Source organism: Bilophila wadsworthia ATCC 49260, from assembly GCF_000701705.1.
In the GTDB taxonomy this organism is placed as follows: Bacteria; Desulfobacterota; Desulfovibrionia; order Desulfovibrionales; family Desulfovibrionaceae; genus Bilophila; species Bilophila wadsworthia.
This window is the reverse complement of record NZ_JNJP01000006.1, coordinates 1-25,192: the sequence shown is the minus strand read 5'-3', so window position 1 is coordinate 25,192 and position 25,192 is coordinate 1. Positions and strand designations below refer to the sequence as shown.

The following is a 25,192-nucleotide window of genomic DNA, read 5'->3' as shown; positions in this document are numbered from 1 at the left end:
AATATAGTGGCAAGCTACCGATAACGGGTGGCTATTTTTTTGCAAAGGCGGTTCTTTGGAGCCGCCTTTTTTCATGCTCTCCCCTTGGACCATTGGCAAGAAGCCCTACTAGACCCGGCTCCGGGAAAGGCCCCTCTCGATGACAGGCGAAGTTCGGCTACAGGCTTGCCCCTATGAATTGACGGGCCCCACATGAAAGGGGGCGGCGAACACCCGTCGCCCCGAACCATGCGGGACCTGAAACGTATGGATGTGCGCGCCCCGACGGGGATTGGCTCCACCGGGAGTTTGCCATTGTGCACTTATATCATACCGAATACAAAGGAACAAATACCACAACCCGAAACAGCAATGGGGCAATGCTATGGCAGTGACACCAACTCCTATCACGAAAATGACTTTCGGATGGTACATGATATATGATACCACGATGACAGGCCGCGAAAAGTACCCATACGTTATCGCTATACGGGAAACATTGCCGTGGAGTGAAAATTCTAAAAACCCCGGCATGAAAAAGATAAAGCCCCCTTCCTCACGGTTGTGGGCTTTTCCTATGACAGACGGAAAAAGGTCTCACGGACGCTTCACCATAATCCCGCCCGCTCGGCATGTGCCCTCAAGAGGCTCAAGGGCGAGGCCTGCCAAACGGGCCATGCCTGCCAATGACTCAAGAGCATCCGAAAAACACTCCGGGCTTCTCTAAAAACGGAAACATATTCAGCCTCAGCGTTTCCCGCATGGAATGGAGAATTTACGCAGCTTGGCATAGAGCGTCGGGATTTTCATATGCAGCAAGGCCGCTGCTCCGTGTTCGCCGCGTACGCGCCCTTGCGTCATCGCCATGATCTTACGCAGGTACCGTTCTTCCAACTGTTCCAGTGTCGGCGTGTCCGCAAGGATGCCGCCGTCCCCCGCCTGACTGGAGAAAAATGGCTCCATGTTCGCCTGGTCGAAATGAAAATGCAACGACGCGCCCTGCTCGCACAGAATTACCGCCCGCTCGATGATGTTTTTCAATTCGCGCACGTTTCCCGGCCAGGAATAGTCCACTAGCGCCTGTTTCTGCTCCGGCGACAGAGGAAAAATCGTTTTACCGTAACGCTGGCTGGAATGGCGAATGAAAGCGTCGACAAGCGGCAAAATATCCTGCTTTCGTTCGCGCAGGGGCGGCAACAGCAACGGGACGACGGATATGCGGTACAGGAGATCCTGACGGAAACGCTTCTCACGGACTTCTTTCCATAAATCCCGGTTGGTCGCGGCGATAAGCCGGAACCGGGACTTGATTTCCGCCGTTCCGCCGACACGCATGAACCGCTGCTCCTGAAGCACCCGCAGAAGCTTTGTCTGGATGAGCGGCGACATTTCCCCTATTTCGTCGATAAACAGCGTCCCCTGATCCGCCATCTCGAACAAGCCGATTTTTTGATTAGACGCTCCGGTAAACGCGCCCCGCTCGTGTCCGAAAAATTCGCTTTCAAAGAGCGATTCAACCATGCTCGCGGGGTGGACGGCTATGAACGGCCCCTGACGCCCACTGAGGCGGTGGATATGCCGGGCCATGATCTCCTTGCCGACTCCGGTTTCTCCCCAGAGCAGGATGGGGACATCCGTTACGGCGGCATACTTAGCTTCATTGAGGAGGGTGTTCAGCCCGGCCCCCAACACCAAACACTCGCCCCTGTCCTCCTGCAAAAAGATGCTGCGCAGTTTATTCTGCTGCAATTCGTTTTCACGTTCCTTCAATCGCCGCACGAAGAGGGCCGAACGCAGTTCCGCAGTGAAAAGGCGGGCTGCGCACCGCAGTTCAAACAGGGAAAATTCGTCAGCCGGCAAAACGGAATAGGTGCTGCTCAAATAGAGAAGCCACGGAGGTTCCGTTCCGATGTCGATGCTGAGACAAAAGCCGTACTGCTTATGGAAGTGCACCGGCGTCGTGGCGGAACGTTGCTGCGCGACCTGCACAAGCCATTGCATACAAGGCCGCATGTGCTCGCTTTTCAATTCAAGAGCAGACAGGTTGACGGCCTGGACAAACTGCAACGGATTATCCTCATCGACCGTGCGGAAAAACGCGGCCCGTTCCACCCGGAAGCCGTCAATAGAGGCCCTGAGAAGCAGATGAAGCCTTTCCTCAAAGATTTCACGCTGCGGCGCGGTGTTCAGCGCCTTATGGCACCGTTCGATGATGTATTTCTCTTCGGATTCGGCATCGGGAAGGGAGCATGTAAACAGGCTAAACGCAGCCGGAGGCACGTTCAGGCAGGCGAGTGAGGCTTGATGGTAGGACGTTGAGGCATCAAGAGGCTTCCCGGTGGCTTTGCAGACGATGTTGCGGAGCGATCGGGCCTCCTCCATGCTGCCGCACAGTTCGCAGGTGTTGGCCAGCTCGTGCGCGGTGAGGGTCAGTTCATGCATATCCCGCGTCGTGAGGATAAGCTCGAAACTTTGGCGCAACAGCTCAAGCTGCTTCTGTGGCCCCTCTCCCCTATCGCGCAGCAACAGTGCCTGAACGCGCATGGCGGAGCCCTTGAGATGCACATTAGCCCCTAGGAGCAGGTGGCCCAACGTAGGCTCCAGCTCATAGTAGGGGATGGGTACATAGCCGTTGTGCGCAAACACATAGAGCATGTCGAGGACTAACGGATCCTTGAAGGTCGCGGGCCTGATGTCACGGGTGATCGCCCTGCGGGTTTCATCATTCAGGACGGCATAGGCGCGCTCGATGTCGCCCGCCAAAAAGTGGTACAACGCATGTGCCCGCGTCGTCAGCGAGTTGACTACGGTATGCTGCGTATATAGCGGGGAAACGCGAAGCCGATTGATGAACTCCAGCGCCTTGCCGCTATCCCGCTTGCGTAGCAGCAGGAAACACGTGTTGACTTCATACAGGGTCGCCGAAAGGATATCGTCGGTCAACGTCGCCGTGCGCCGAAGAAACTCGATGCAGCCAAGCGCAAAGTGGAATTGCTGCAGATACCCTGCGGAAAAGAGCGTACAGACCGCCAGTGTATCGTAGAACCTCTTGTAATACCAAGGTGTTTCTTCGGAGCAACGGTTGAACCAATCGATGTTTTTCTTGAGATCCCCGCACAGATAGGCAAGCAACCCCTCAAACAGAGGAAGCGCTTCCTGCGTGTCGCCATCAAAATAGCTTCTGACCCGGCACAGGGCCTGCTGGAGATTCTGGGTAAGGCGCGTGGTGTTGCTTCCGATGAAGACATGCAGATACATACGCGACAGCATCAGAAGCGCTAAAAACCGCTTGTTACCGTTTTTTCGGGCAAGGCCGTAGGCGAGAGCTGAAAGGCGCAGTATTTTTTTGAGCAGTTCCGTGGAATTGAAGCTGAGCCCCTGTACCGCAAAGACAAGATTCAGGAACTTGCCGTCCAGACCCGCCGTGCTGCCGTTGCGCCGTCCCCAGCGCAGGAGGAAAAGGACAGCCAGTTCGAGCAAGGGCAGAATGTTCCTGTCCCGTTCGGCGCATTGGCTGATCCGGCTCAGGACGGTTTCACAGTCGCTGAGGCTGGCTTGTTCATGGAGACAGGTAAGGGCGTACGCCTTTTCGTCGGGCCGAAAAAACTCCTTCAGCAAAGGAAGCTGAGAACGTATGAATGCAGCGGTTTCATCGCCCGCCTTCCACGCGGTTCCGTGCGGCGAAGAAACGCGTTCCGCCAAGCCAAGACGCTCCAGCTCGCGCCACCGCTCATCGGATGCGGGCAGCACATTCCCCGTGAGCAGTGCAAGCTCTTCAATGAAGAGAGAACGCCCGGCAAGATGCAACGCCAAAACATGGGCTATCTGCTGTGAGGTCAACACGGATTTCCCCTTCATAACAGATAAGGATGGGGCCTGTTTTACTCAAGGCAAAAACGATATGTCATTCAGTGTGCCTTGGCAACAAGCGTTCCGGACTCCGGATGAACGAAACGGAAACGAGATGCGATAAAGACATTCCAGAGGAGTACGGCACGCCAGGAGGGAAAAGCTGTCATTTTTGCATTGCACCACACGGAGTTGTGCTTCTCCACCACTATTCGATTATACCTTTGCCGATACGTATCGGACGCGCCGCGCTTCTCCGGAGCACCTCTTGCCATTGTATATGTTCCCCTTGCGCCAAAGTGGGGGGACGGCAAAGGGAACATAAGGGGGTATGGAGCAAGATGCCGAGGATACGGTTAGGCTTCCATGGCGCGGGCCCTGTTGTAATCCTTAACGTAGGTGAATCCCGCAACCAGCATGATCAAGCCGCCGATGACGAACACCAGCTGCATGTAGACAAGCGCCAGCTGAAGCCCGAACGCATCGGAAAGCGCCCCGGCGAGCATGGGCCCGAAAAAGCCCAACCCTTGAAGCAGGGTCACGTACGTCCCGTACGCGGTGGCCTTGTAGCGGGTGGGAACCAGTTCCTGCGTGGTGATGTGCACGCCGGTCACGGGGATGATGAACAGAAACATTCCGATCGCGCAGCAGGCGGCAATCTGATAGTAGAAGCCCGCCGCAAACACCGCAGCCAGAATGAGGAAACAGGGCACGCCGAGCCACGCCCGCGTGCGGCGGCTCCACAGGCCGAGGCGGTCTGAAAGCCAGCCGGAGAAGGGCGTGATCAAAAGGCCGGTAATCAGGTAGGCCGGCCCCATGTAGGCGCCCACTTCCGTGGACGTCCAGCCCATGATGCGGACCATGAACATGGGAATCCAGGAAATCATGCTGGTATAACCCATGTTGGCGATGCCGACGCCGATGCCGAGCAATATCAGCGTTTTGTTCTGGAGCGTGAAAGCAAAGGCCTCCCGGACCTTCACATGCTCCCGTTTGCCGTCGGCGCTCGCCGCCGAAACGTGATTCTTGACGTTGGGCAGGAACAGGGACAGCGCGGTGAACAGCAGCGTCAGGCCCCCGACAGCAAGGAACGCGGAACGCCAGCCGTAATGCTGCGCCAGAACCCCGGCGATCGTGGTGCCGAGAGCCAGCCCCACGGACATGGCGGAGTTATAGGCCCCGATGACCGAACCCCATCTAGAGCGGCGGGTCCAACTGGTCAGCATGGATACGGAAACGGGCGCGTAGCTGGCGTTGCCTATGCCGACCATGAAGCGCCCGAGCACTATCAGGAAGAGGTGTGAGACGAGGCCGCACAGTGTGCAGCCCACGCCCCAAACGGCGGACATGAGATCCACGGCGTGCTTTTTCGAGCCCTTGTCCGCCAAAAAGGAGAAGGGGAGCACAAACACGGTCATGCCTAGCAATACGGCGGAACCGGCGACGCCGACCTGCGAGTCGGAAAGCCCGAGATCCTTCTGCATGGCGGGGAAAACGGCGGTGATCCCCAGTCTCGCGGCGAAATCCAACAGGAAAAGCATGTAAAGCACGCCAAAGCCGAAAAGAAACCATTTTTTCCCGACGGGAGACGTCGGTTCGTCGGAAGCGGCCAGCCCCTTTTCCGCAGAGGCGCCGTCCTGCCGGACGGATGCGACGACGGATTCGGTTTGGCTTTTCATTTCTTCTTCACGGTCAAGAACAATTGAAGGCATGGGCATTCTCCGGCGCGGGTACATAACCCGTTTGAAGGATGAGCGGAAGTTCTTTCCGGATGCTTTGCGGATGTCTGCGGAAGGGCTAAGCCTGATACACGATACGTCCACCACAGAGCGTCATGCGAACCTTCACCTGATTGATGGCCAAAGGATCGATGGCTTCAAGGTCGTCGGACAGCAGCACGAAGTCGGCCAGCCGTCCCGGCTCGATACGCCCGCGATCGTATTCGCCCATGCAGAACAGGGAGGCATAAACGGTGTAGGCCTTGATCGCTTCCCGGGGGCTGATGCGCTGATCCGCTCCCATGAGGCGGCCGCTCGGGGAAATGCGGTTGACGGCGGCATGGATGGAATCAAGCGCCGTGACCGGCAGCACCGGGGTGTCCACGTGGAGAGCGAAGGGAAGGCCAATCCTGACGGCGGAACCGGCGGGATCGAGCCTGTTGGCGCGGCTGGGGCCAAGATAGGTGTCGTAGTGGCCGTCGCCCCACACTTCGATATGCCGGACAAAAAAAGTGGGGAGCGCATGGCAGGCCTTCATGCGGCGGAGCTGTCCGTCCGAGGCCATCTGCGCATGAACAAAAATGTGATGCAAATCAGGGCGGGGCAAGGCACACTGCACCCGCTCATAGGCTTGCAGGGTGGCTTCGATGGCGGCATCACCGTTGGTGTGGACGGCTATCTGAATGCCTGCGGCATGATAGTGCATGACAAGGTTGCCGAGCTCTTCAGGCGTGCAGACCAACTCGCTGCGGTAACCGGGGCGGGAGTGGTAATCTTCAAGCAAGGCTCCGGTGTAGCCTTGGATGGAACCATCCGTAAAATACTTGACGCCGCCGAAACTCAGATACTCGGAAGGAAAACCCCACAGGCCGTAAGGCTCCAGCGCATCCAATACCGGAGGCATGAACTGCAGGTAGCCCCGGGCGTCAAGCGCCTTGTCCCTTGCAAGGCTCAGGTACGCCGCCATGTCCGTCTTATAGGAACCGGAAAGCCCGATCCCTCCGTCCATAAAGGTCGTGAACCCCTGGGCGTTGTAGTCGCGCACGGCCCGCAGCATGTTCTTCCGGGTCTCGTCAAATGACGTCGCCGGAAGTTTGGCAATCGCCTGATAAGAGGCGTTTTCTTCCAGAATCCCGTTTGGCCTGCCGTCGGCCCCAAGACAGACCGTCCCCCCGGCGACCCGCGTTTCCGCTGTGTAGCCGAGCTTTTCGATAGCCAGCGAATTCAGGTAGCAAAAATGGACGGAAAGATGTTTAACAAGGATCGGGCGTTCCGTGGATACGGCGTCCAGGTCTTCACGGGTCAGATGACGTTTTTCGTCAATGCCCGTATCATCATACGCATAGCCGACAATCCAGCGATCTTGAGGCGTATTCCCGGCGGCTTCACGCAACCCGTCGAGAACGCGCGGAACAGTGCCCAGTCGGGAGCCGCAATAGACTTGGCTGAACGTATCCGCATACATGGACAGATGGCTATGCGTATCGATGAAGCCGGGATACAACACGCCCCCGCCGAGATCGATTTTCTCGTATTCGCCGCAGAGAGCCGCGCAACGCTCCATGTCTTCCAAACTGCCCATGGCATGTATGCGCTCTCCAATAACACAGACAGCTTCCACGATCGGCATGGGATCATACAGGGTGACGATTTTCGCACCGGTGTACAGCTTCAATTTTTCTGTGCAAAACACGTGTCATCTCCTTGGATTAGGTCATTGGGGCCTGCCGCAACAACGTTTTCTCAGGCGGTTAGGCAACATGTTGCCCCACGAGAAAGCGCGGGCCAATGCCAGCCTTGCCTCTACAGAGATAAGCAAGAGCAATGCCAAGGAATTTGTGTTTTTAACACGCTGTAATCATAGTTTTTTAAAGATTGTACGTTTCCGATGCCCCTCCTCGTCCAAGATACTATACATATTCTGTATCGTTTTTTTACCAATTATAGAATATTAAACAAATGCACGTACTCCAGCGCACGTAGCCGTTCGCGTTCATCCACCCTATGGCATGGAGACAAGTCCGGCGGCAACTTTGGTCTTTTCGGGATGCGCTTCTTGATAGACAGGAATGAACATCGCGTTGAACTGGCCCAACTGTCGGGAAGTTCGCGAGACAGGTCGCGTTCTATGCCATAATCCGCACCAACAAAGCGTTCTGCAAGACATTGCTCTGCATGGCGGCTGCCCTTGCCGAGCATAAGGCGATAGTATTTCGTGTTTGTCACTGAGTTACTCCAGAACGCATGGTCGAATATCCGGGCCGCGGGAAGAGCGCATGTACGAAGCTGTAGAGTGCCATGAATACCTCGAACTCCCTGCGCTCACCATCGGCGTTGACGGCGACGGCGCGGGACGCACTGTCATTCTGGAGCTGGAAGAAATGGGAATCCCCGTGGAGCGCATCCACTGGGGGCTCCCCTATCGCATCGATGAGCGCGGTAGGTACCAGATGACCCCAAAGGACAAAATGAAGTCGGACGGCATCAAGTCTCCGGACATTTCCGACACTTGCTGTTTCGCTTTTCTTCTCGACTACATCCCCGCCGGAGATGGGCAGAAAGCCACGGTGGAGCGTGACAGGTTCTTGGAACTGGCTAGGGCGCGCTTGGGGGAATAATTTTCTTGCCTACCTCTTCAATCAGAATTAGGGATAATCATACCCGTGGAGGAAAGCCATGCCCATCTTCCCCAATATGCCTTTGTTTTCCCAACTCAGTGATAATCCAACTGCTGCTCTAGTTGGGGCTGCGGATGCGCTGCTATCGCAGCAAACATATTCGTTTATTGGTTATCATGGAACCAGCTTAGCATCTCTCAGAAATATAGGTATGCATGGGCTTATGCTTACCTATGCAGGCTCAGCCGTTGGGCTCGAAAGAGGACTGGGGTTTTATGTTGCCCGCGATATTCGTTTAGCCAAGGACTACGCAGAAGGGGTTACAATAGAGACTCAAGAAGAGCCTCCGTATGAATCATCTCCAAAAGCTGGTGAGTTAGGAATATATGTTATTACACGTGTTTATGTACATTTATTCGAAGGTATGCGTGTCGGAGTACATTACGATTGGGGAATACAAAATGGAACAGGATTCCTCATACCAACTGGAAGTACATACAGTAAAATGATGGATGTATGGAAACATGATACCGAAATTGTTCTTAAGCCTAACGTATATCCTAACATTTCGCTTTTCCGCACGACAGAAATGATTGAAGCAGGACTTCATCAATTACCGGTACAATATGAAAGCAAAGAAGTAGGAGACTATGATGATACTGTAAGAAAAATGTCTAGAGCTCCATTACCTCATTCTTTACGCAGGCGAAATAGTTTTTAATTACCAAACAGAGAGTAATATCAATCATAAAATAAATCAAAAATTGATTTCATATCAACATAAGAGTATACTTGCATCATGTGGGAGGTGCCGCATGAGCTTGGAACGGATTCGCGCACAACTTGAAAAATTCGGCTTGGCAAGCCTGATGACGAAATGAGCGTCACTATGATGCCCATAGGTCCTTTTCTCCTTTTTGGCGATTCGACCGGAGATAATCTGCTCATCGCCAGAGAAGATTATGTAAGCCAGCGTTTCAATAAAATTTCTTTCAATATGCAGACCCTTTCCCGTGAGGAATTTTGGAGTGGACGGTGGCTTGATTCCTTCATGCGCTATCGAGGATTTGAGGCGTTTTGGGCCGGTCTCAAGGCGGACTCTCTTGACGTCCAGATAGCTGCTCCCCGGACCTCGGAAACCACCGGCATCGGAAGGGCAAAACGGATCAGCCCTGACTGGTGGCTTTTTGAAGCCGAGTCGGGGGAATACTCTCTTGTCCAGAACAGAGACTCGAAAAAATGGATTCTTCCATGAAACACACTGAGCTATAGTCAACGGGATATTAATGTAAAAAACCTTGTAAATGGACAAATTTCGAAATTTGTCCATTTACAAGGTTTTCCTTGGGGCAAGGGCGGAGAATACTCCCCGCCCTTGCCCCATATATTCTAACATGAACCTCTTTGCAGGTTCAACGCTTCCCAGTATCAGTACTTCATCGCCGCCTGTTCCGCTTCCATGCAGGCACGTAGAGCCGCATTCATGACAGACTGATATCCCTTTCCCTTCGCCTTATACCAACGCACAATATCCGCATCGTATCTTACAGAAATAAGGACTTTTCTTTCCCGTTCAAGAGCCTTGCGGAAACGTTCCAGCAAGGTGGCACCATCCTCTTCGGAGAGATGGATTTCCTTGGTTCCACCAGCAGGGGGAAGAGGAAGACTGTCTGGGTCTTTCAAGGCATTGGCCGTTACTTCCGCATCCGTCATATTCAGGACTCGCTTCCAATCAGTTCTAGAATCTTCGTTCATAATCTTTCACCTCCTGCCTTGTAGCTCTACGGGCAGAGATGATCCGTGTAACATTGTTTCGATCCGTGAAAATGACCACTACTACAAAATACCTTTAATTGAGCCTGTAATCCTGTAGCGCTCTTCACCTTCACTATGTTTGGGGTCATATTCGATACGCGCGTAGGAATCCTGAAAGACCAACACCACGTCCACGAAGTCAAGGCCGTGTTTTTCGATATTGGCATCGTTTTTTCTAGAATCCCACTCAAATGAGCCGAATGGTGTTTGATGAAGCGTGTCCATGCCCTGGATGTATATACTTTTTGTATTACAGTCAAGATATCCTTTCAACGATGTTCGGTATTTCCGTAGATATGCCGTATTTACGGGGGTCTTTCCTGAAGTTCTCTACGATTTGCCTTATCGTGGGGTGATGCAAGACAAAAAAATCCTCTCCATAGCCCTCGAATCCGAACGGAAGTTCCGTGCGCACGCCCTCTATACCGATGGCGTGCTGGTCGTTACGCACTGCCTGCCCATCTCCGGACCTCCAATGGAATGGAAAAACAAGCTCCTCAAGGACATCGAAGAAAAGACGGAAAAGGGGTTCGCCGTAATCGTGGAGGATCGGACGCACAACTTTTCCCCTCACGCCGTCTCCTTCAACTTTGACGAGATCATGGACGATGGACGCACCATGCTCCAGCACTGCCTGGACTGGTATTACTCCCTCGATGCGGTTGGAAACCTCATGCTCGACCGCGGCGTCGAAACCCACGCCATCCGCAAAGGCGACATGGCGATAGTCAACTTCCGGCACGATGAAAGGGGGCGGCTCGTCTATGATGTGGACTGGAACCGGATGACCGGCGGGCACAAGGCCATCCTCATGTGCGTCGCCGGGGCCGTGATGGAGCTTCCCTTCTCCGATAGATGGCTGAATGAATTTGCCAAGGCTTCCCAGTCCAACCGGCCGTCTCCCCAATCTCCGTTGGACTCCTTCTTTGCCATCACGACCGGCTATGACGAGTTCCGCCAACGGGACTTTGAACGCTCCGTTCACGCTGGAACTCCACTTTCCTATCCACGGTAGGTGCCCTATGGCTATCGACTCGACCGGAGGAAGACTCTCCCCGGAAAACATCAAAGACGTACTGCTCCGAGCGGAATTATATCGGGAAATCCGCGCCGCCCAGACAAAGGACCTCGAAAAGAACTGGTTCACATACGAAATCCAACCCTCGGAAACGCTCATGCCGGAACTGATCGCCTACCGGGCGTACAGCATGGATACGCTGAAATGGGTGATCATGATCGCCGCAGCCCTTGATGACCCCAGAGAACGGGTGGAGGCAGGCACAGTGCTGACGCTCCCCACTACGGCATGGCTGAGGGAACGCATCCGGCACTATGCGGAGATGGAAACGCAGGGGATTGGAAAATGAACTGGAAAGAACTTCAACAAATGGCCAAGGAGTTCGACAGGGAGGCCAGAAAGGAAAGGCAGGACGCGGGAGAGCACCGTGCAGAGGCGGTAGGCCTGCTCACTCCGGCGCTGCTCCGGAAACACATCAAATCCGGTACAGACCTCGTCTTAGCTTACGGCAGAAAAGGGGCGACGGTTTCCTACACCGTAGACGACCTCAAGCGGTTCGTTGAAGCGAGGGAGCGCGCGGACAAGGCTTTCCGGCCAGAAACCCGGGGCGTGCCGCTGGCCCAACTGGAAAACGCGTCACGGGAAGCCGACCGCCAGCGTTCACAGGAAGTGAAATCCGCCCTGCTCTACAAGGTGAGCGGAAATATGCTGTTCTTCCAGGTGCAGGGGAATATCAACCCCTACTACCTTGTCCGCGTACGCCTTGAGGACTGGGAAAAGCACCTACACAACCCCTACCTGAACCCACTCATCGCAGCAAAGGAAGCGGCTACCGGGCGGATATCATTTGACTGCGCATGTGGGCGCCACCAGTACTGGTATCGCTACCTCACGCAGATCGGTGGCTTCGCCATCAATCCCCCAAAAGAACAGGACTTCCCAAAAATCCGTAACCCCGGCCTGACGGGATGCTGCTGCAAGCACGTCCTGAAAGTCCTGCGCGTCTTGAAAACAAACGCCATCCATACTGTCCTTTCTCGCGAACTGGAGCGTCAGTCGGCTTCTGTCGGGTTCGCCGATCCCCGGGCGCGCCTGTTCAACCAGCAAGAACTCAAGCAGGTTTCCCGGGCGCGCGGCATTACAGGCCAAACGCCGGAATCCCGCGCCGCCCTCAAGAAATTCATGCGGGAGGCCAAACAGGTCGTTTCGACGCCGGAAGCCCGGAACGCCCGGAAAAACCTCAGGCCACGAAGAAAGCCGGGAGGCACGCAACTCTCAACGCGCACCGCCGCACCCATGAGCCCTGACGCCAGAAAGATGCTGGTCAAGGCTCTGCAAGCCGCTTCCGCACTGCTCCATGCTATCCCAGGGGCAACAACATCTGCAAAAATAATCGCAACAACGTCTGAGCACTACAAAATTTCCCAAGATGAAGTCCGCGCCATCATGAAAGAGGAAGGTATCCGGCTATGACCATCGCCCCCAGAGATTACCGACAACCGGGCCGCGTGCTGAAACAGGACCTCTCCACGCTGCTGGCGGCGTCCCCCGAGGCCTTCGACTGCCTCGTGTGGATCGCCAAGGATTCCAGCCACGACGAACAGGTGACGGTCGAACAGGATGTCGTCGGCTCCATCGAAAGCGGAGAACGGGCGCAGAGCTATGAGAAGCCTATCCAGGCACGGGCGCGCATAGTGCCGGATGACGCGCTGGCCTTCGGCGTCCTCTCGTCCGCCCTGGCAGAAAACTTCATCGGCGCATCACAGCCTATGCGCATCATCCTGTCCGTTCCCGGCGCCCGCAAGTATTCCCTTATTCAGTGGCTTGAGTTCCCGACACTGGACGCCGAAGAGCCGGAACCCCGAACGGTCTACATCATGGACAGTGCCCCTATCGGAAGGACATTGGGCGTCGGGCTCGTGCACACCTGCCTTCCCCTCCCGGCACTCGGTGAAGTCCCGGCCGCCGCACCGGAAGAGGAAGGCCCACTGCAGCCCGGCAGCCCGCAAGATGATATCGTAGGAGTATTATGATGGCCGCAGCCAATACCGTTTCCGATCTCCAAGCCGTTGACTTCGGATTCGGGCGCGTTCTTGTCGCCGCCTATGAAGGTTTGGCCCCCCGCGGCCCCGCAGCTTTTCAGCGTTTCCTCAGCCGGGATAATGCCACCAAAATTTTCCGGGCCGATAACGAAGACCTACGGACCCTCCTGATACGAATCGCCGGGAAGGTATCAAATGGGAACGCCCTGCCGGATCTCCCGGTAATCGCCTACTACCGTTCTCCGGGGCTGAGTGGAAGCGACGAGAAACCCCGCTCGTACGATTTAACCCGTTATTCCGATGGGGGAACAACCAAAATCAAGCTCACCGCCGTGCCTGTAGAGATTTCGTACTCTATCGCCTTTTGCGCCTGGGACAAGCCGACGCTTGATAACCTGACCATCGCATGGTGGGCGTATATCGGCCAATTCGGAAGGCGGCACAGCCGGTTCACCGTGCGGTATCCCCTGGGAGACGGAAAGCCGGATATGGAAGTGAAGGCCTTTTTGACGGCGACGCGGGACATAGCTACCGACAGCGCCAGCACGGATCAGGGTGATGGACGGTTATGGGCGGCACGGACGCTGGCCATGGTCAAAACCCAGGTGCTTTACTATCGCGAGAGCCCAGAAACCTTCGAACGCTTCCAGTCTATCGGGTCAACCATATAACGCCATGTATAATAACAATATATTCAAAAAGATATGTCATGATCAATCCGGGCAGGAATTTGATCTCGGCTACATCGAAGAGGGAACTTTCATTGAAACCCTGTCCCTAGACGGCCCCAAGCTCTTGCTCACCATGATGGATCCATACTCATATCTGCGCGACGGACTCAAGGTCAAAGAACTTGATACGCTCTCCGTGACCCTCACGGATTCCTTTGCATCAGATCGCCTCGACGCCAATATGGCCTTCACCCTTCTTAAAATGCAGTCGAACGGCCATTTCATCAAAATGCAGCTCATGAGCACATCTGTATACCAAGCAAAATGCTTTGTAACCGTTTCAAAAAGCTTCATTCAAAAATCCATAACCGAAATTCTTCCCTACTACATCAAAGGATTGAAACTCGACATAGGAAAATTTCCCATCGTTGAGGATTATCACTGCCTTGCCGGGGAGCGCCCTTCCCGGCTGTTGCGCCAGATTGCCGTAGAGAAAGGGGCACTGGTATGGGCAGATCGGGATACGCTCCATTTCCAGCGGTTTCAGGAACTCTGGAAAGTGGAACCCGCCTTTACCTACCATCACGACAAATCGGATGAGCAATACACCATTGCCGCCTATCGCCAGCCAAGCCGAACGACCGAACTCCAGGAAGGCATCCAAAAGAACTATTCCGGATTCAACTTTGAAAAGGGAAGCATCGGCGGTGGCGGCGTACCCGCATTCACGGCAAGCCAAAACCCCATCACCCTCAAAAACAACAGCGTCAGCACAGTCGATGTCATCGACTACTACTGCGAGGGAAATGGAGCCCTGCGGCCCGGGCAGGTCATCAAATGCCTGTGGCATACCGCGAATCCAGAACGGCCGCTTGACGAGAGGCTCCCCGGGAAAATCCTTGTAAGTGCCGTAGCCCATTCCTATTACAGCCAAAAATTTCAATGCCGGGTAAAGGGGGTGATTGATCTTGCCTCAGCCTAAAAAATATGAGGGGACGTACCGGGGGACTGTGATCAGTAAACAAGACCCCAAGAAACAGATGCGCGTACAGGTACGTGTGGCCGAGATATTCTCGGGGATCCCCGATAAATACCTCCCATGGGCCACCTATCAGCTTCCCCTCGGCTCCCGGCCCGGAAACGGCGGCATCATCCCCGTACAGGTAGGGGATATCGTATGGGTCCGATTTGACGCCGGCGACAGCCGCCAGCCGATCATCGTCGCGGCGGCCTCATCCATGCCGGGAGGGAAGCCCAATCTGCCCGATGACGTCTGGCAAGGGCCTGATTCCTACCAGCACAAGCGCGCGGAAGGTGAGCCCGCTCCGGATACGCCGGGATACGCCGAAGATGTCGTCTTCAAACAGCACAATGGATTGATCCAGCTCACGCAAGGCGGCTCCATCCGAGTGACGCAGCTTTCCAGCGGAACAGCCATAGAAATCCTCCCGGACGGAACCATCCTGCTCCACGGTGAGAATGCGATCACCATGTCCGCCCCCACGCGGATCAAAATGACGTGCGGGGCATCATCCCTTGAAATGACGCCGGGGAACATCAAGGCACAATCCCCCCGGATAGACTTCAACTAAAGGTTTAAGAATGAGTCAAACCACTGGCGTAGCAGAACAGTTGGAGCGTATCGCCGACGCTCTTGAAACGCACACCCTACTCCTCAGACAGATCGCCGAGTCCAATATAGGACAATGGGAATGCTGCCTGAGAGGATCCGGGGCATCCGATGCCCTCCTGAAGGTGAGTATGCTGCATTACAAGGAAAACCCCGCGGATCGATACGCCCTTTACCTGAAAGAATTGGAGAAGGAGTAGGCCATGCCGGGAGTCAGCCGCCTCGGGGATGTCTGTACGGGGCATGGGTGCTTCCCTTCACGCCCATCCACCGGGGCCAGCCCCAATGTCTTCGTCAACGGCATTCCCGTTCACCGCCAAGGAGACAGTTGGGCTCCCCATTGCTGCGTCACATGCCACGGCTCCGTCCTCGCCGCCGGTTCCCCCAACGTCTTCGTAAACGGGATGGAGATAGCCAGAATAGGCGACCCCGTGGCCTGCGGTTCCGCTGTGGCTACGGGGTCTGGGAATGTGTTTGCGAATGGATAGAAAAGTCCACCGTGTAAGTGATTCGCTTTGGACGGCTCTATCTACTATATCTTAATTCATTCAGTATTAAAAAAGGATTAAGAGCGATATAGTTCGGATCGATGTTCTAGATTTCTACTGTAGAAGCTTTTTCATTCGCTCCAGAAAATAACTTGGGTATTTTTCCATCACAGCATTGGCTCTGTTCCGATCCTGTTTTAGCGCTTTGATGAGAGCTTTTTTTTGAGTCGCTACCAAATTCAGGGATACGGCAAGGTCCTGGGAGATGACGCGGTCTGAAAAGCCAAGTTCGTAAAAAGCAATGGAAGTTTCCGTGGGCAGGCCATATTTCAGACGCTTTTGAAAAAGCTGCAAATGACTGAGTAACTCTCTAGTGCCATCTTGGGCGAGCATTTCAATGAATTCACACACAGCGCCTATAACAAGCGCACCGTCATAGGCGAGCGTCCCTTCGCAGACGTCGACGACATGATCTATCTTGAACTCCCTCCGGCGGGTGCCACATACCATCTTGGCTTTTCGCTTATGGATGGTTTTCAGGAGATCGCTGAAGGACTTTCCACTGATCCATCCATGCGCGATTTCTTTAAGCACCTCCGGAGTATCGAACTTGGTGAATACGCCACCATTGATATGCCGGGTAAGCAATGGCCAGACAAGATCGAGTACTTCTGTTTCATCAACAATTGAAAGCAGACTGTCAGCGTTGGACTTAACCCATCCCTCAATGGCTTGGGCATCCTGCATTCCATAAAGCGTCCTGCCGTAAATTTTACGGCGAACGGGATCAGCTATATTTGCCGAAATGTGCCTTGCGAGAAGCTGAAATAACTCGCGGAGATGAGCTTTTTTCTGTTTATCAGCTAGAAAGAAAGCAAACGTCCCTTCTGCCAGGCGCGTTACGTCGGCTTCCGAAAGAGCATCCTCCGATTCATCCCCATGGGACAATAGAAAGCTCTCCACTGCACATATCAAACTGATTCTCCAAGCGATTTGCCGCTCGACACCACCTTGTGAGAATCCCTTGTCTCCATGTTGTGCGGCTATCTTGGCAGCCAGTTTGGCAACTTTGTCAGGGGCGTTGATATAGGTTTTGGCGAAACCCAGAGCCTCCATAGGGAGGGTTTCTTTCTCGTCATCACTCTTGATGGGGTCGAAGATTGATAGAAGATTGCTGGTACATGGCTCAAAATTCCGAGAATTCAAAAGTTCTTTCACCTGATTCCAACGCCATTTGCCGTTATTCGACTCTCGGTTGTCATATATCTCCGAATCTGCGAACAGGATACTGCCTTCAGTATACATTCCGGCTCGGCCTGCTCTACCGACTAGGTTGTGGAAATCGCGGGCCTTGATGCGCTCCCCCCCTTGGTAGACACTGGTCACGATGAGGTATCGAATCGGAAGGTTTATGCCCTGGGCCAAAGTCGAGGTACAAACAACGAATCGTACCAGGCCGTTACGCATGGCATATTCCACCGCAAGCCGGATACCATGCGGTGTATTGCCATGATGGGAAAAAATGCCGTGTGTCGCACTCTGGGACGCCGGAGCGTCAGCGCCGAGATTCTCAATATACAGATGTGTCAACCGCTCAACTTCCTGGGCGTCTGAAAAATCTGACGGCAAGCCCAAAGGTGCGCCTCGCTCAATAATATCAACGGCCTTTTCGCAGACTCTGGCCGCTGTTGACTTCCTTCCGCAGAAAACAGCGATACTGCCATTCGGGACCAATTTGAGACCAAGGTATAGTGCGATAGCTTGCCCGTCAGTCTTTTCAGGAAAAAAACGATCCGCTCTTTCCCGTTTCTTCTTCTCGAGATAAAATTTTTCAATCACCCTAGGAACGGAAAACTCGCTTTTTTCGACATCACGGCTAGCGACGTATTCGATTCTTCCCAATTGATCGAGCCAGCTTGTGAACCCGATAGATCTAAAAGTCGGAATCAGTGTTGTGCCTTCAACGACATTAGGCTCGCCGTTCAGCCATTCTCCGACAGCCTCAGCGTTGCTGATCACCGCTGAGATCAATACCTTCTGGGTTCCTTCTAGAATCATCGAGCGCAATGATGTTAGAAGTAGCTCGTATGTGATGCCTCGGGTACCACTGTCAAACTGGTGACCTTCATCAAAGACCAACAGGCCAACGTGGGCAGCCAGCTCTGGAGCGTGTCGAAGAACGTAGAGCAGCTTCTCAGGGGTTACAACCAGAATCTGTTGGTGGCCCAAGAGTTCGGCAATCTCGAAGTCGGTCTGTAAGGCATCGGATAATTCATCCACCTTGGTGGGTTCGTTGTGGAACGCCTCAACGAGGCTGTTCTTGATCTCATGGCACAGTGCCCTGAACGGGGCGATGATGATGGCCAGTGACGCGCGCTCGGCCAGAAACGCGCTTCGAAGGATCAATTCCGTTGCCTTCGTCTTGCCAGCGCTGGTGGGCATTTGAATGATTGCAGACTTACCCTTAAAAACATCTGCCTTGCCCAAAAGATGTTGCGCAGGCCAGAATTCCTTGATGAACGAATCCTTTTGCAGCACCTGGAACCATTTGCCACTAGGCAATCCAGAATATGACGGCAGAGCCTTCCAGACGGAATTCTCAAGCTTTTTCCTCAGAACAGCCGCGATTACATCACCAAACAGAAGCTGCCTTGGTGTGCCGAAATCATAGACGGATTCCCTCAGCTCCGTGGCCAACTCGAGGAGATTGCCTTCGCCCTTTCCAGCCTCGAAAAACCGGAGAATCCCTTTTGAAATCTCGTCGATGATTCTGCCGAATAACCCCTCAGAGCCATCAAAATTAGTTCTAAAGTTACCCTGCAATAACCAGAGTAACAGATTTTCCAAGCCATCTCCGCCCAAATCAGGACAATCACCATTGATCCACTTCGCCAGCACCGACGCACTACCAGGAAGATCACATAGGTAATAGGAGGCGGAGCCAAGGATCACAAAGTATGGATCAGGTGTCTCGTTCAGCTTTGACTGGAGGTAGGAGTCGAAAAAACGGGCAGAAAAAAGCAGATTACTTCTCAGCTTGGAGTGGTGATCGAGATATGGTTCCTCCCGGTTGATAGCAGAGGCAAAATCACCCAGCAGACCAATCGAGAGAGGGAAGAGATGGGCTGGATCTACACGGCGGGGGCTATCAAGCCCTTTCGGAATGCCGTACTCAAGCATCTTGGCTTCTAACTGAGTGCTACTAAGCCAATATTGGGAGTTTTGTTCAGGCCTCATCTGCGGCCCTCCTGTAGAGTTCATGGACGAGCGCCATCATCTGCTCCCCTTTGATAACTAATAACATAGGGCCGTATGGAGATGGATGAGATGAGGCATCGACTGAGGATATCTGGTGGTAATCAAAAAGCGAATTCTCAAAAAGTGCGACAGCCCCATAAACTTCCCTGTATGGGCGATCTAGTTTGTTCTGGAAGCGCTCAATTTTTTCGGCATCATTAAGCTCATTCTGATCATGTAGCCTCTGCTTAATGGCATTTAAAGACTCCGCCTTCCGTATAAAGTCTTTTGCTGAGCCATCTATAGCATCTTGAAGTCTCCCCTTAGCCTTCTTCCCTGAGAACTGAGCCTTTGCTTCAAAAATTGCCAGCTTATCCTCAAAGGATGGGCTATCCTTGGCAATATGAAAGCCGATTATGTCACTGCCTTTAGTAGACTCATTCCGAGTGGTTTTGTTACCGTAGCGTGTGCGTGGAACCCAGTATCCAACTAGGTATTCGAGAAAATCAGCAACTAGCACTTCTCCAAAGTCGCCAGCGCGGATACTGGGTCCTGGGGCAACTTTTGGGTCCGGGAACTTTATGGTGTTGAGATACTCTCTGCGAGAGTACTTGTACCCTTTGCGCCAATAATCGATCTCACTGTCAAAGCAGTAATGATTCCGGAAGTGTTTTGCCCATGCGGAGAGCACTGCCTCGTCTTTTTCGTGACGAAACTCCCAGACTTCGACTTCCTTGCCGTCGGCGGTCTTCAGTCGTTCGCCAGTGTCGACGAGCCATTTAGTATGTTCCGAAGTCCAAGGCATTCCCGTTCCACCCCTGAGTGTGATTTGGCTGTTAACTTCAACAGAGCGTCGTCTTGTGATTTGGCTGTTAACTTCAACAGAGCGTCGTCTTGTGATTTGGCTGTTAACTTCAACAGAGCGTCGTCTAAGGTAGACTCATCAATTCAGGTAAAAGATACGATTACATCCAGCCTAGCCAGACCCTAAGGAACCCCACTAGCGGTTGGCTAATATCTCTAAGTACATTTTTCTTCATCTCCCGTAAATACGGCATATCTAGGCAACTTTTCCGTGACAGATTTCCCACTCCGTAGTCAGCTAGGCACAAAGATCCGCATCTGCGGAACACCTAATCAACTATGGAGTATTGCAAATGCCCGACTTCTCTGCCTTTGAGAAAAGCACGCAGGATCGTACATCCCGCGCCGCACAGATGCGCCGAGATCTTCTTCTCCCGATTCTTGACGCAAATGGCTCATTCCGAAGCGATATCTCGCGGGAAGAGCTCAACACGACGTTCAAAACCGCATCCCAAAATTCCGTCTATGAATCCGCAGGCGAACAGGCCCCCATGATCATGGGAATCCATGCGCGCGCCCTGAAAAACTTCATCGAACAGCACGGCGGAACCCTCCCCTCCGATGAACTTTTGGCCAGCGCCCACCAAGCAATTGAAAACTTCATGACCCTGGGCAGAGGAAAGCCCGCCCTGTCCGGCGTTTTCGAAGACGCCGGAAAGGAAATGAGCTCAACCGAGGGCATCATCATGCGTGACCGCATGGTGTCCCTCATCCTGCCCGTGCTGCTGAACTCCATCACGCCCAACATGGTCACGCTCATCCCCGGCCAGTTCAACCAGTCGGAATTTTTCCGCATCAAACGAATTGCGGGCTCCAAATTCGGCGATCTCCAGAAAGGCGACATCATCGACTACACCTACAACGGCCAATATGCCGTGATGGATCAGATGTTCAAGGCTGGCGACGGCGATGGGACAACCACGAAATTCTCCTTCGACTCCAAGACCGCGTTCGGGACGGTCTACCCGTTGAAACGCAAACGCATCATGGTGCTGCACGATCATAACGTGGTTGCATCTGACGACGCGGGCTCGGTCATGGGAGCCTTCCGTCTGGGGGGAGAAATAGTAAACGTCACCGGCACGGTGGACTATGCCACTGGAAAAGTCGACGTGACCTTCTCCAAGGCCCCCGCCATCGGCGTTGAAGTTCATATCGGCTATGACGTGGACATCGAAAAGGATCCGACGCTGATCCCCAGAATCGACCATGAAATGGACAGCAGGACCCTCTATCCCCATGAAGCGGCCATTGCCGGGGACTCCACCATTCAGGCCCAATGGGGGCTTCGCCGCGAATACGGCCTCGATATCGACAACATGACCCTCGCCGGGATGCGCAACCTCCTGGCAGCCGACAAGGATCGCAAGATCCTTCGGCAGATGCTGTTTTACGCCAAGGGTGTAACGGAATGGTGCTTACGAAGGGCCGGAATCCCTCACCCTTCAGGAGCATTACGAAACCCTCAAGGCCGCGCTGTTGGAAATCGACACCCGCCTCACGCAGCGAACGGGCGTCGTAGGCCTCACCGGGATTGTCGGCGACACGCAGTCCGTCAACATTTTCCGCTATCTGCCCAGTCCCTTTTTCACTCCAGCTCCCGGGTACCGCCCTTCGCCGCAGCCGCACTATGTCGGCAAGATATTCGGCCAGTACGATCTGTACTGCAACCCTTCCCAGGAACCCTACACCTCCCTGTGCTACGCCAAAGGCCCCGAACACGGCCAAACCGGGTTTGTCGCGGGCGATGCAGTCCCTGCCATCACCTTCCGCCATCCTGTCCTCACGGACCTCATGTCCCGCTCAACGCTGTGGGAACTCTCCTACCGCAACCTTCAGCCGTTCGACGGCCGCGAATACCTCACAACCCTGAAGATGGTCCCCAAAACGGGAGCCTGATCCACAGGAGCCAATGACAACATGGAAAAACTCAAGCTGACCATCACCAACAACGGCTGCAACCCCATCAAGGTCTTCGGGCGCCCATGCATCGATATCCCCGCACAGGGGACGGTGACCACGATCCGCCCCGCAACTTCCCAGACCACAGCCCTCATCGAGCGCCTGCGCCGACAATATCCATCGCTGGTCATCACCACGAAAGAAGAGCCCCTCCCTCCGGTCGAGGCCTTGGCATCCACCAAAGCATCTTCCACCAAAGCGACCGACAAAGCCCCCACCCAGTCTACGCCCACCGCAAAGGGCAAAGCGGAACCGGCTGCATAGCCCAGTGAGACAAACATGAACCACACCATCACCAATGCGGCTGGAATCACGCTCCTTGAGCCGTTGGACAACAACTTTAAAACAGGAGGCGGGTGTGAGCTGTCGCGCAACTTGAGAATTTCCGTCACGAGAAATGAGAACGTGCCAAGGCATTTTTTTGCTTTGGCACGTTTTTTGTCGGCATTTTGGGAGGGCGTGGCGTCGTGTCAAAACTGACACAATCCACACCTTTTTTTGAGGAAGTGGGGGCGATTCCACCGGCACCAAGAGTATTCGCTGGGTCTCTTAAGGTTCCCCCCTGCATTTTATGGATTATTACGGCAGGCTACTTGGCTGTACACGCATTACCGGGGATACATGCCCTGCTTCTGGACCACTTCCTTCGATTCCTTTTTCGTGGCAAGCGCCGCCGTCAGCCTGTCACGGCTGATGTCGTAATACTCCCGCGACAGTTCCATTCCCACATAGCTGCGGCCCGTCCTGATACATGCCTCGCCCACGCTGCCGCCTCCCATGAAGGGGTCAAGAACGGTTTCTTGCGGAGCCGTCACGTCCAGCAAGTTCTCAATCAGCGCAACGGGCTTGCTGGTCAGGTGGACCTTCTGCGCGGAGATCACCGGATAGGAATACACACCAGGTAAACAGGTGCGCGTGTACGGGACAAAGCGCCCCTTGGTGACAAAAACCACATACTCGCACTGCTGGCGGAACTTGCCGATTTGTGGGCGGGCATTCTGTTTGTCCCAGGCCACAATGCCCCGCCAGGCCCAGCCCGCCGCCTGCACGGCGTCTGTCATGCGGGAAGTTGCCGCCAGTCCGTAAACGCCATGAGCGGCGCGCCATCGCGGGCGATGCGCCAGCACTCGGCAAGCCACAGCATGCACCACATGGTCCAGCTTCGTTGGTCCTTGGCGTCGCTCAGCATCGGCGGATACCGACGTTTTGTCCCGCTCTGCTGGTACTTCTGGGCCGGGTCGGCCTGCCGCGCTCCCAGGGTGACGCCGCCGCTGGAATACGGCGGGTCGGTTAAAACCGCGTCCATGGCGGCATCCGGCAAGGTGGCCAGGATACCCAGCGCATCCCCATGGTACAGCGTAACGCCGTCATTCAGACAATCCTTTATCACAGTTCGCTCCGTTCTGGCCGTCGGACGACTCGGAGCAGGGGCGCACGGCCCGCACGATGGTGAACGCCCCACAACGGGGGCACTTAAACTCCATTTCGCTGGCCTGGCCTTTGGCCAGGAGCTTGCCGCAACGGCAACATCTGATTTCTTCGAGTTCTTCTTTCCGCATGGTGGTTAAAAGTGTTGCGCCCCTAAGCAAATGCCTCTATCGTGCCCTTATCTCGCCCAGAGACAACACGACAGGCGGATACCTTGCGGATAGAGGATAACGCTTTCTATCCGTGGGGCCGTGGTGGGTTTGTCAAGCCCGCCGGTGGGGGCCTGACCGCCCCCGCCTCTGCCTGCCTCCACTATGCCGAAAAAAGTCGCGACCCGCCCGGAAACAGCGCGTTCCATGCGAAGGATTTTCGCCTCTTATTCCTTGTCTTTTCCGCCGTTTTTGACTAAATCAGACTTTTCAGGGCATTTTCCGTGCTCTTCCATCCCTTGCAATGCCGCATGTAGCCCGTAAAGGACGCAACGCAGCAGCGCACGGTGTCTATATTGACACGCCCATTCGCGTAGCATCTCGACAGGCCCGCAAATATTTTCTTCGCCCAGCGCACGCTAAATAGAGTCCGTGACGCTCAAGTTCGCGCGCATATTCCTGGAGGACGGTTTCGCCAATGCCCTTTACTTTGAGCAACTCATAGGGCTGTCGCCGGGCAAGCTCTGCGATGGTGCGAATGTTAGCTGTAGCAAGCCCTGTTTTGTGTCAGATTCGACACACACCGGGGCTCTCTCGTTCTCAACTTGCGTGACTATCGGACCTCAAAACAGCCCTCCATTCTCAAACCATTCTTTCGCGGTTTTTCCAAGGCCGGGCAACCTTCAAGCCCGCATCAGTCAAGGGAAAGTCAAGTATCCGTCAAGCAGGATCGGCCTTACCCTTCATTCTCATCTTCCATGACCCCCTATAGCCAGCAGGATGCGGACGGCATTCCTGAGTTGCCCGTGGGCCACGGTGTCCGGCTTGGTCTGGTTGGAGCGAATAGCCACGGCCCCTATCCGGCGACCTGCCGCATGGTGGCAGAGGATGGCGTCCAGTTCCCCCTCCACGACAACGAACGCCCGGAGGTTGGGATTGCCGCCTTCTGGAAGCAGCAGCATGGGCTTGGAACAGGAGCCGGACAGTTCCAGATACTTCGCCGGGCGCGTTCCGTCCTCTCTCTCCCTGATGTCCTGATTCGGGCGGCGAATCCGCAGGTTGATCAGCTCATCACTCTCGAACGTGGGGATCACGATGCCGCGAGGGATGAACAGCCATGTCTGGTCCTTGCCGTTCCTCTGCTTCGGCGGAAGCCCGAGGACGGAACGCGCCCGGAACCGTCCGGGCTTGCCGTTCTCGCCAGCCAGATAGCCGAGGTGGTACGTCCGGATGACCTCTTCCGTGATGCCGCGCTTCGCCAGCCAGTTGAGCGCCTCGGGATGATTCCAGATTTCGGCCTCGGCTTCGGCCAGCAGCTTCGCCGCGTAGTTTTGCCACTTCTCCGAAGGCCCTTCCTTGACTGACGGCTGCCATGCCGCCCGTACTTGCGGTTCCAGCGGAGCGGGACGGCGGCGGGGGCGTACAGGCATGTCCGAGATGCCCAGTTCGGCACAGGCTTCACGGAAGCTCATACCCTCCATGTCCATCATGTACCGGATGCTGTCGCCGGTCCTGCCGCAGCGCCGACACGAGAACACGCCGGGGATGTGGTTCTCGGTGCAGGTATGGCCAAGGTCCCTTTCCCGGTCGGGCCAGATCATGAAGCGGTCGGACTTGCCGACTTCACCACCACAAATCGGGCATGGGCCATTCCAGCCATTCCCTCGGGCTTTCACGCCAGCACCGAAACGGTGCCGATACAGTTCCAACATGGTGCTCATAGC

At 54.7% G+C, this 25,192-nt stretch carries 26 protein-coding genes and 2 pseudogenes; 15 read left to right on the top strand and 13 right to left on the bottom strand.

Features of this window, described 5'->3' with window-relative positions; all coding sequences use genetic code 11:
- Window positions 1-726: 726 nt before the first annotated feature.
- The 4 genes from T370_RS0104265 to T370_RS24125 all read right to left on the bottom strand — a co-directional run bounded on the left by T370_RS0104265 (window position 727) and on the right by T370_RS24125 (window position 7,772).
- Window positions 727-3,822, bottom strand: a complete 3,096-nt coding sequence (locus tag T370_RS0104265; protein ID WP_248604206.1) for a sigma-54 interaction domain-containing protein — start codon at window positions 3,820-3,822, stop codon at window positions 727-729.
- A gap of 362 nt (window positions 3,823-4,184) precedes the next feature.
- Complete coding sequence (locus tag T370_RS0104260) at window positions 4,185-5,540, bottom strand: MFS transporter (RefSeq protein ID WP_029434866.1); 1,356 nt, start codon at window positions 5,538-5,540, stop codon at window positions 4,185-4,187.
- 85 nt (window positions 5,541-5,625) lie between these two features.
- Window positions 5,626-7,239: an amidohydrolase gene (locus T370_RS0104255; RefSeq protein ID WP_029434865.1), complete on the bottom strand. Its 1,614-nt coding sequence runs from the start codon at window positions 7,237-7,239 to the stop codon at window positions 5,626-5,628.
- A gap of 248 nt (window positions 7,240-7,487) precedes the next feature.
- Window positions 7,488-7,772, bottom strand: a complete 285-nt coding sequence (locus tag T370_RS24125; protein ID WP_211250469.1) for a hypothetical protein — start codon at window positions 7,770-7,772, stop codon at window positions 7,488-7,490.
- Window positions 7,773-7,822: 50 nt separating this feature from the next.
- Here T370_RS24125 and T370_RS0104250 point away from each other — a divergent pair, with 50 nt between their 5' ends.
- The 3 genes from T370_RS0104250 (at window position 7,823) to T370_RS0104245 (ending at window position 9,419) form a co-directional block, all read left to right on the top strand.
- Entirely contained in the window at window positions 7,823-8,164 is a 342-nt protein-coding gene (locus T370_RS0104250) for a hypothetical protein (RefSeq protein ID WP_029434864.1), read from the top strand.
- Window positions 8,165-8,222: 58 nt separating this feature from the next.
- Window positions 8,223-8,885, top strand: coding sequence for a hypothetical protein (locus tag T370_RS24805; RefSeq protein WP_156034329.1), 663 nt, complete (start codon window positions 8,223-8,225; stop codon window positions 8,883-8,885).
- 168 nt (window positions 8,886-9,053) lie between these two features.
- Window positions 9,054-9,419: a hypothetical protein gene (locus tag T370_RS0104245; protein WP_029434863.1), complete on the top strand. Its 366-nt coding sequence runs from the start codon at window positions 9,054-9,056 to the stop codon at window positions 9,417-9,419.
- Between the two features lie 173 nt (window positions 9,420-9,592).
- On the opposite strand, the gene T370_RS22640 is transcribed toward T370_RS0104245, so the two are convergent.
- Both T370_RS22640 and T370_RS24120 read right to left on the bottom strand, forming a co-directional pair.
- Entirely contained in the window at window positions 9,593-9,919 is a 327-nt protein-coding gene (locus T370_RS22640) for a BrnA antitoxin family protein (RefSeq protein WP_034505736.1), read from the bottom strand.
- An 81-nt stretch (window positions 9,920-10,000) separates the two neighbouring features.
- Entirely contained in the window at window positions 10,001-10,204 is a 204-nt protein-coding gene (locus T370_RS24120; RefSeq protein ID WP_211250465.1) for a BrnT family toxin, read from the bottom strand.
- Window positions 10,205-10,334: 130 nt separating this feature from the next.
- Between T370_RS24120 and T370_RS0104230 the strand changes: the two genes are divergently transcribed.
- From T370_RS0104230 to T370_RS24115, 9 genes are read left to right on the top strand one after another with little or no spacing between them, the layout of a single operon-like run.
- Entirely contained in the window at window positions 10,335-10,994 is a 660-nt protein-coding gene (locus T370_RS0104230) for a hypothetical protein (protein ID WP_029434862.1), read from the top strand.
- Between the two features lie 7 nt (window positions 10,995-11,001).
- Window positions 11,002-11,346: a hypothetical protein gene (locus T370_RS0104225; RefSeq protein WP_029434861.1), complete on the top strand. Its 345-nt coding sequence runs from the start codon at window positions 11,002-11,004 to the stop codon at window positions 11,344-11,346.
- A complete protein-coding gene (locus tag T370_RS23445; protein WP_051643734.1) occupies window positions 11,343-12,470 on the top strand; it encodes a hypothetical protein in 1,128 nt (375 codons plus the stop codon). The genes T370_RS0104225 and T370_RS23445 overlap by 4 nt, the downstream gene beginning before the upstream one ends.
- Window positions 12,467-13,030, top strand: a complete 564-nt coding sequence (locus T370_RS0104215; protein ID WP_029434859.1) for a hypothetical protein — start codon at window positions 12,467-12,469, stop codon at window positions 13,028-13,030. The genes T370_RS23445 and T370_RS0104215 overlap by 4 nt, the downstream gene beginning before the upstream one ends.
- Window positions 13,030-13,710, top strand: a complete 681-nt coding sequence (locus T370_RS0104210; RefSeq protein WP_029434858.1) for a hypothetical protein — start codon at window positions 13,030-13,032, stop codon at window positions 13,708-13,710. The genes T370_RS0104215 and T370_RS0104210 overlap by 1 nt, the downstream gene beginning before the upstream one ends.
- A 4-nt stretch (window positions 13,711-13,714) precedes the next feature.
- Entirely contained in the window at window positions 13,715-14,692 is a 978-nt protein-coding gene (locus tag T370_RS0104205) for a hypothetical protein (RefSeq protein WP_029434857.1), read from the top strand.
- A gap of 28 nt (window positions 14,693-14,720) precedes the next feature.
- Window positions 14,721-15,302 carry a phage baseplate assembly protein V gene (locus T370_RS23440; protein WP_156034328.1) on the top strand — a complete coding sequence of 194 codons (582 nt, stop codon included), beginning with the start codon at window positions 14,721-14,723 and terminating at the stop codon, window positions 15,300-15,302.
- A 10-nt stretch (window positions 15,303-15,312) separates the two neighbouring features.
- Complete coding sequence (locus T370_RS0104195) at window positions 15,313-15,540, top strand: hypothetical protein (RefSeq protein ID WP_029434855.1); 228 nt, start codon at window positions 15,313-15,315, stop codon at window positions 15,538-15,540.
- Between the two features lie 3 nt (window positions 15,541-15,543).
- Window positions 15,544-15,828 (top strand): PAAR domain-containing protein, encoded by a 285-nt coding sequence (locus tag T370_RS24115; RefSeq protein WP_029434854.1) that lies wholly within the window; start codon window positions 15,544-15,546, stop codon window positions 15,826-15,828.
- 114 nt (window positions 15,829-15,942) lie between these two features.
- Here T370_RS24115 and T370_RS0104185 read toward each other — a convergent pair whose 3' ends face one another.
- Both T370_RS0104185 and T370_RS0104180 read right to left on the bottom strand, forming a co-directional pair.
- The gene (locus T370_RS0104185; RefSeq protein ID WP_029434853.1) at window positions 15,943-19,065 is read right to left on the bottom strand and encodes a DEAD/DEAH box helicase; all 3,123 of its coding nucleotides are present in this window, start codon (window positions 19,063-19,065) and stop codon (window positions 15,943-15,945) included.
- The gene (locus T370_RS0104180) at window positions 19,055-19,870 is read right to left on the bottom strand and encodes a Hachiman antiphage defense system protein HamA (protein ID WP_029434852.1); all 816 of its coding nucleotides are present in this window, start codon (window positions 19,868-19,870) and stop codon (window positions 19,055-19,057) included. The genes T370_RS0104185 and T370_RS0104180 overlap by 11 nt, the downstream gene beginning before the upstream one ends.
- A 352-nt stretch (window positions 19,871-20,222) precedes the next feature.
- On the opposite strand from T370_RS0104180, the gene T370_RS24800 reads away from it, so the two are divergent.
- From T370_RS24800 to T370_RS24795, 3 genes are read left to right on the top strand one after another with little or no spacing between them, the layout of a single operon-like run.
- Window positions 20,223-21,845, top strand: a complete 1,623-nt coding sequence (locus T370_RS24800) for a hypothetical protein (protein ID WP_156034327.1) — start codon at window positions 20,223-20,225, stop codon at window positions 21,843-21,845.
- 4 nt (window positions 21,846-21,849) lie between these two features.
- Window positions 21,850-22,155: a hypothetical protein gene (locus tag T370_RS0104160; RefSeq protein WP_029434848.1), complete on the top strand. Its 306-nt coding sequence runs from the start codon at window positions 21,850-21,852 to the stop codon at window positions 22,153-22,155.
- Between the two features lie 15 nt (window positions 22,156-22,170).
- A complete protein-coding gene (locus tag T370_RS24795) occupies window positions 22,171-22,371 on the top strand; it encodes a hypothetical protein (protein WP_156034326.1) in 201 nt (66 codons plus the stop codon).
- Between the two features lie 128 nt (window positions 22,372-22,499).
- On the opposite strand, the gene T370_RS26170 is transcribed toward T370_RS24795, so the two are convergent.
- The 5 genes and pseudogenes from T370_RS26170 to T370_RS0104150 form a co-directional block, all read right to left on the bottom strand.
- On the bottom strand, window positions 22,500-22,952 hold the full coding sequence (locus T370_RS26170) for a DNA-methyltransferase (protein WP_306538139.1): 453 nt from the start codon (window positions 22,950-22,952) through the stop codon (window positions 22,500-22,502).
- Window positions 22,949-23,281, bottom strand: a complete 333-nt coding sequence (locus tag T370_RS26165; RefSeq protein WP_306538141.1) for a class I SAM-dependent methyltransferase — start codon at window positions 23,279-23,281, stop codon at window positions 22,949-22,951. Before T370_RS26165 ends, T370_RS26170 begins: the two co-directional genes overlap by 4 nt.
- The gene (locus T370_RS26250) at window positions 23,259-23,450 is read right to left on the bottom strand and encodes a Com family DNA-binding transcriptional regulator (RefSeq protein WP_081847479.1); all 192 of its coding nucleotides are present in this window, start codon (window positions 23,448-23,450) and stop codon (window positions 23,259-23,261) included. The genes T370_RS26165 and T370_RS26250 overlap by 23 nt, the downstream gene beginning before the upstream one ends.
- 369 nt (window positions 23,451-23,819) lie before the next feature.
- Window positions 23,820-24,011 (bottom strand): annotated as a pseudogene (locus tag T370_RS26245) (hypothetical protein); the annotation flags it as partial.
- 206 nt (window positions 24,012-24,217) lie between these two features.
- Window positions 24,218-25,192, bottom strand: a pseudogene (locus tag T370_RS0104150) (hypothetical protein); the annotation flags it as partial.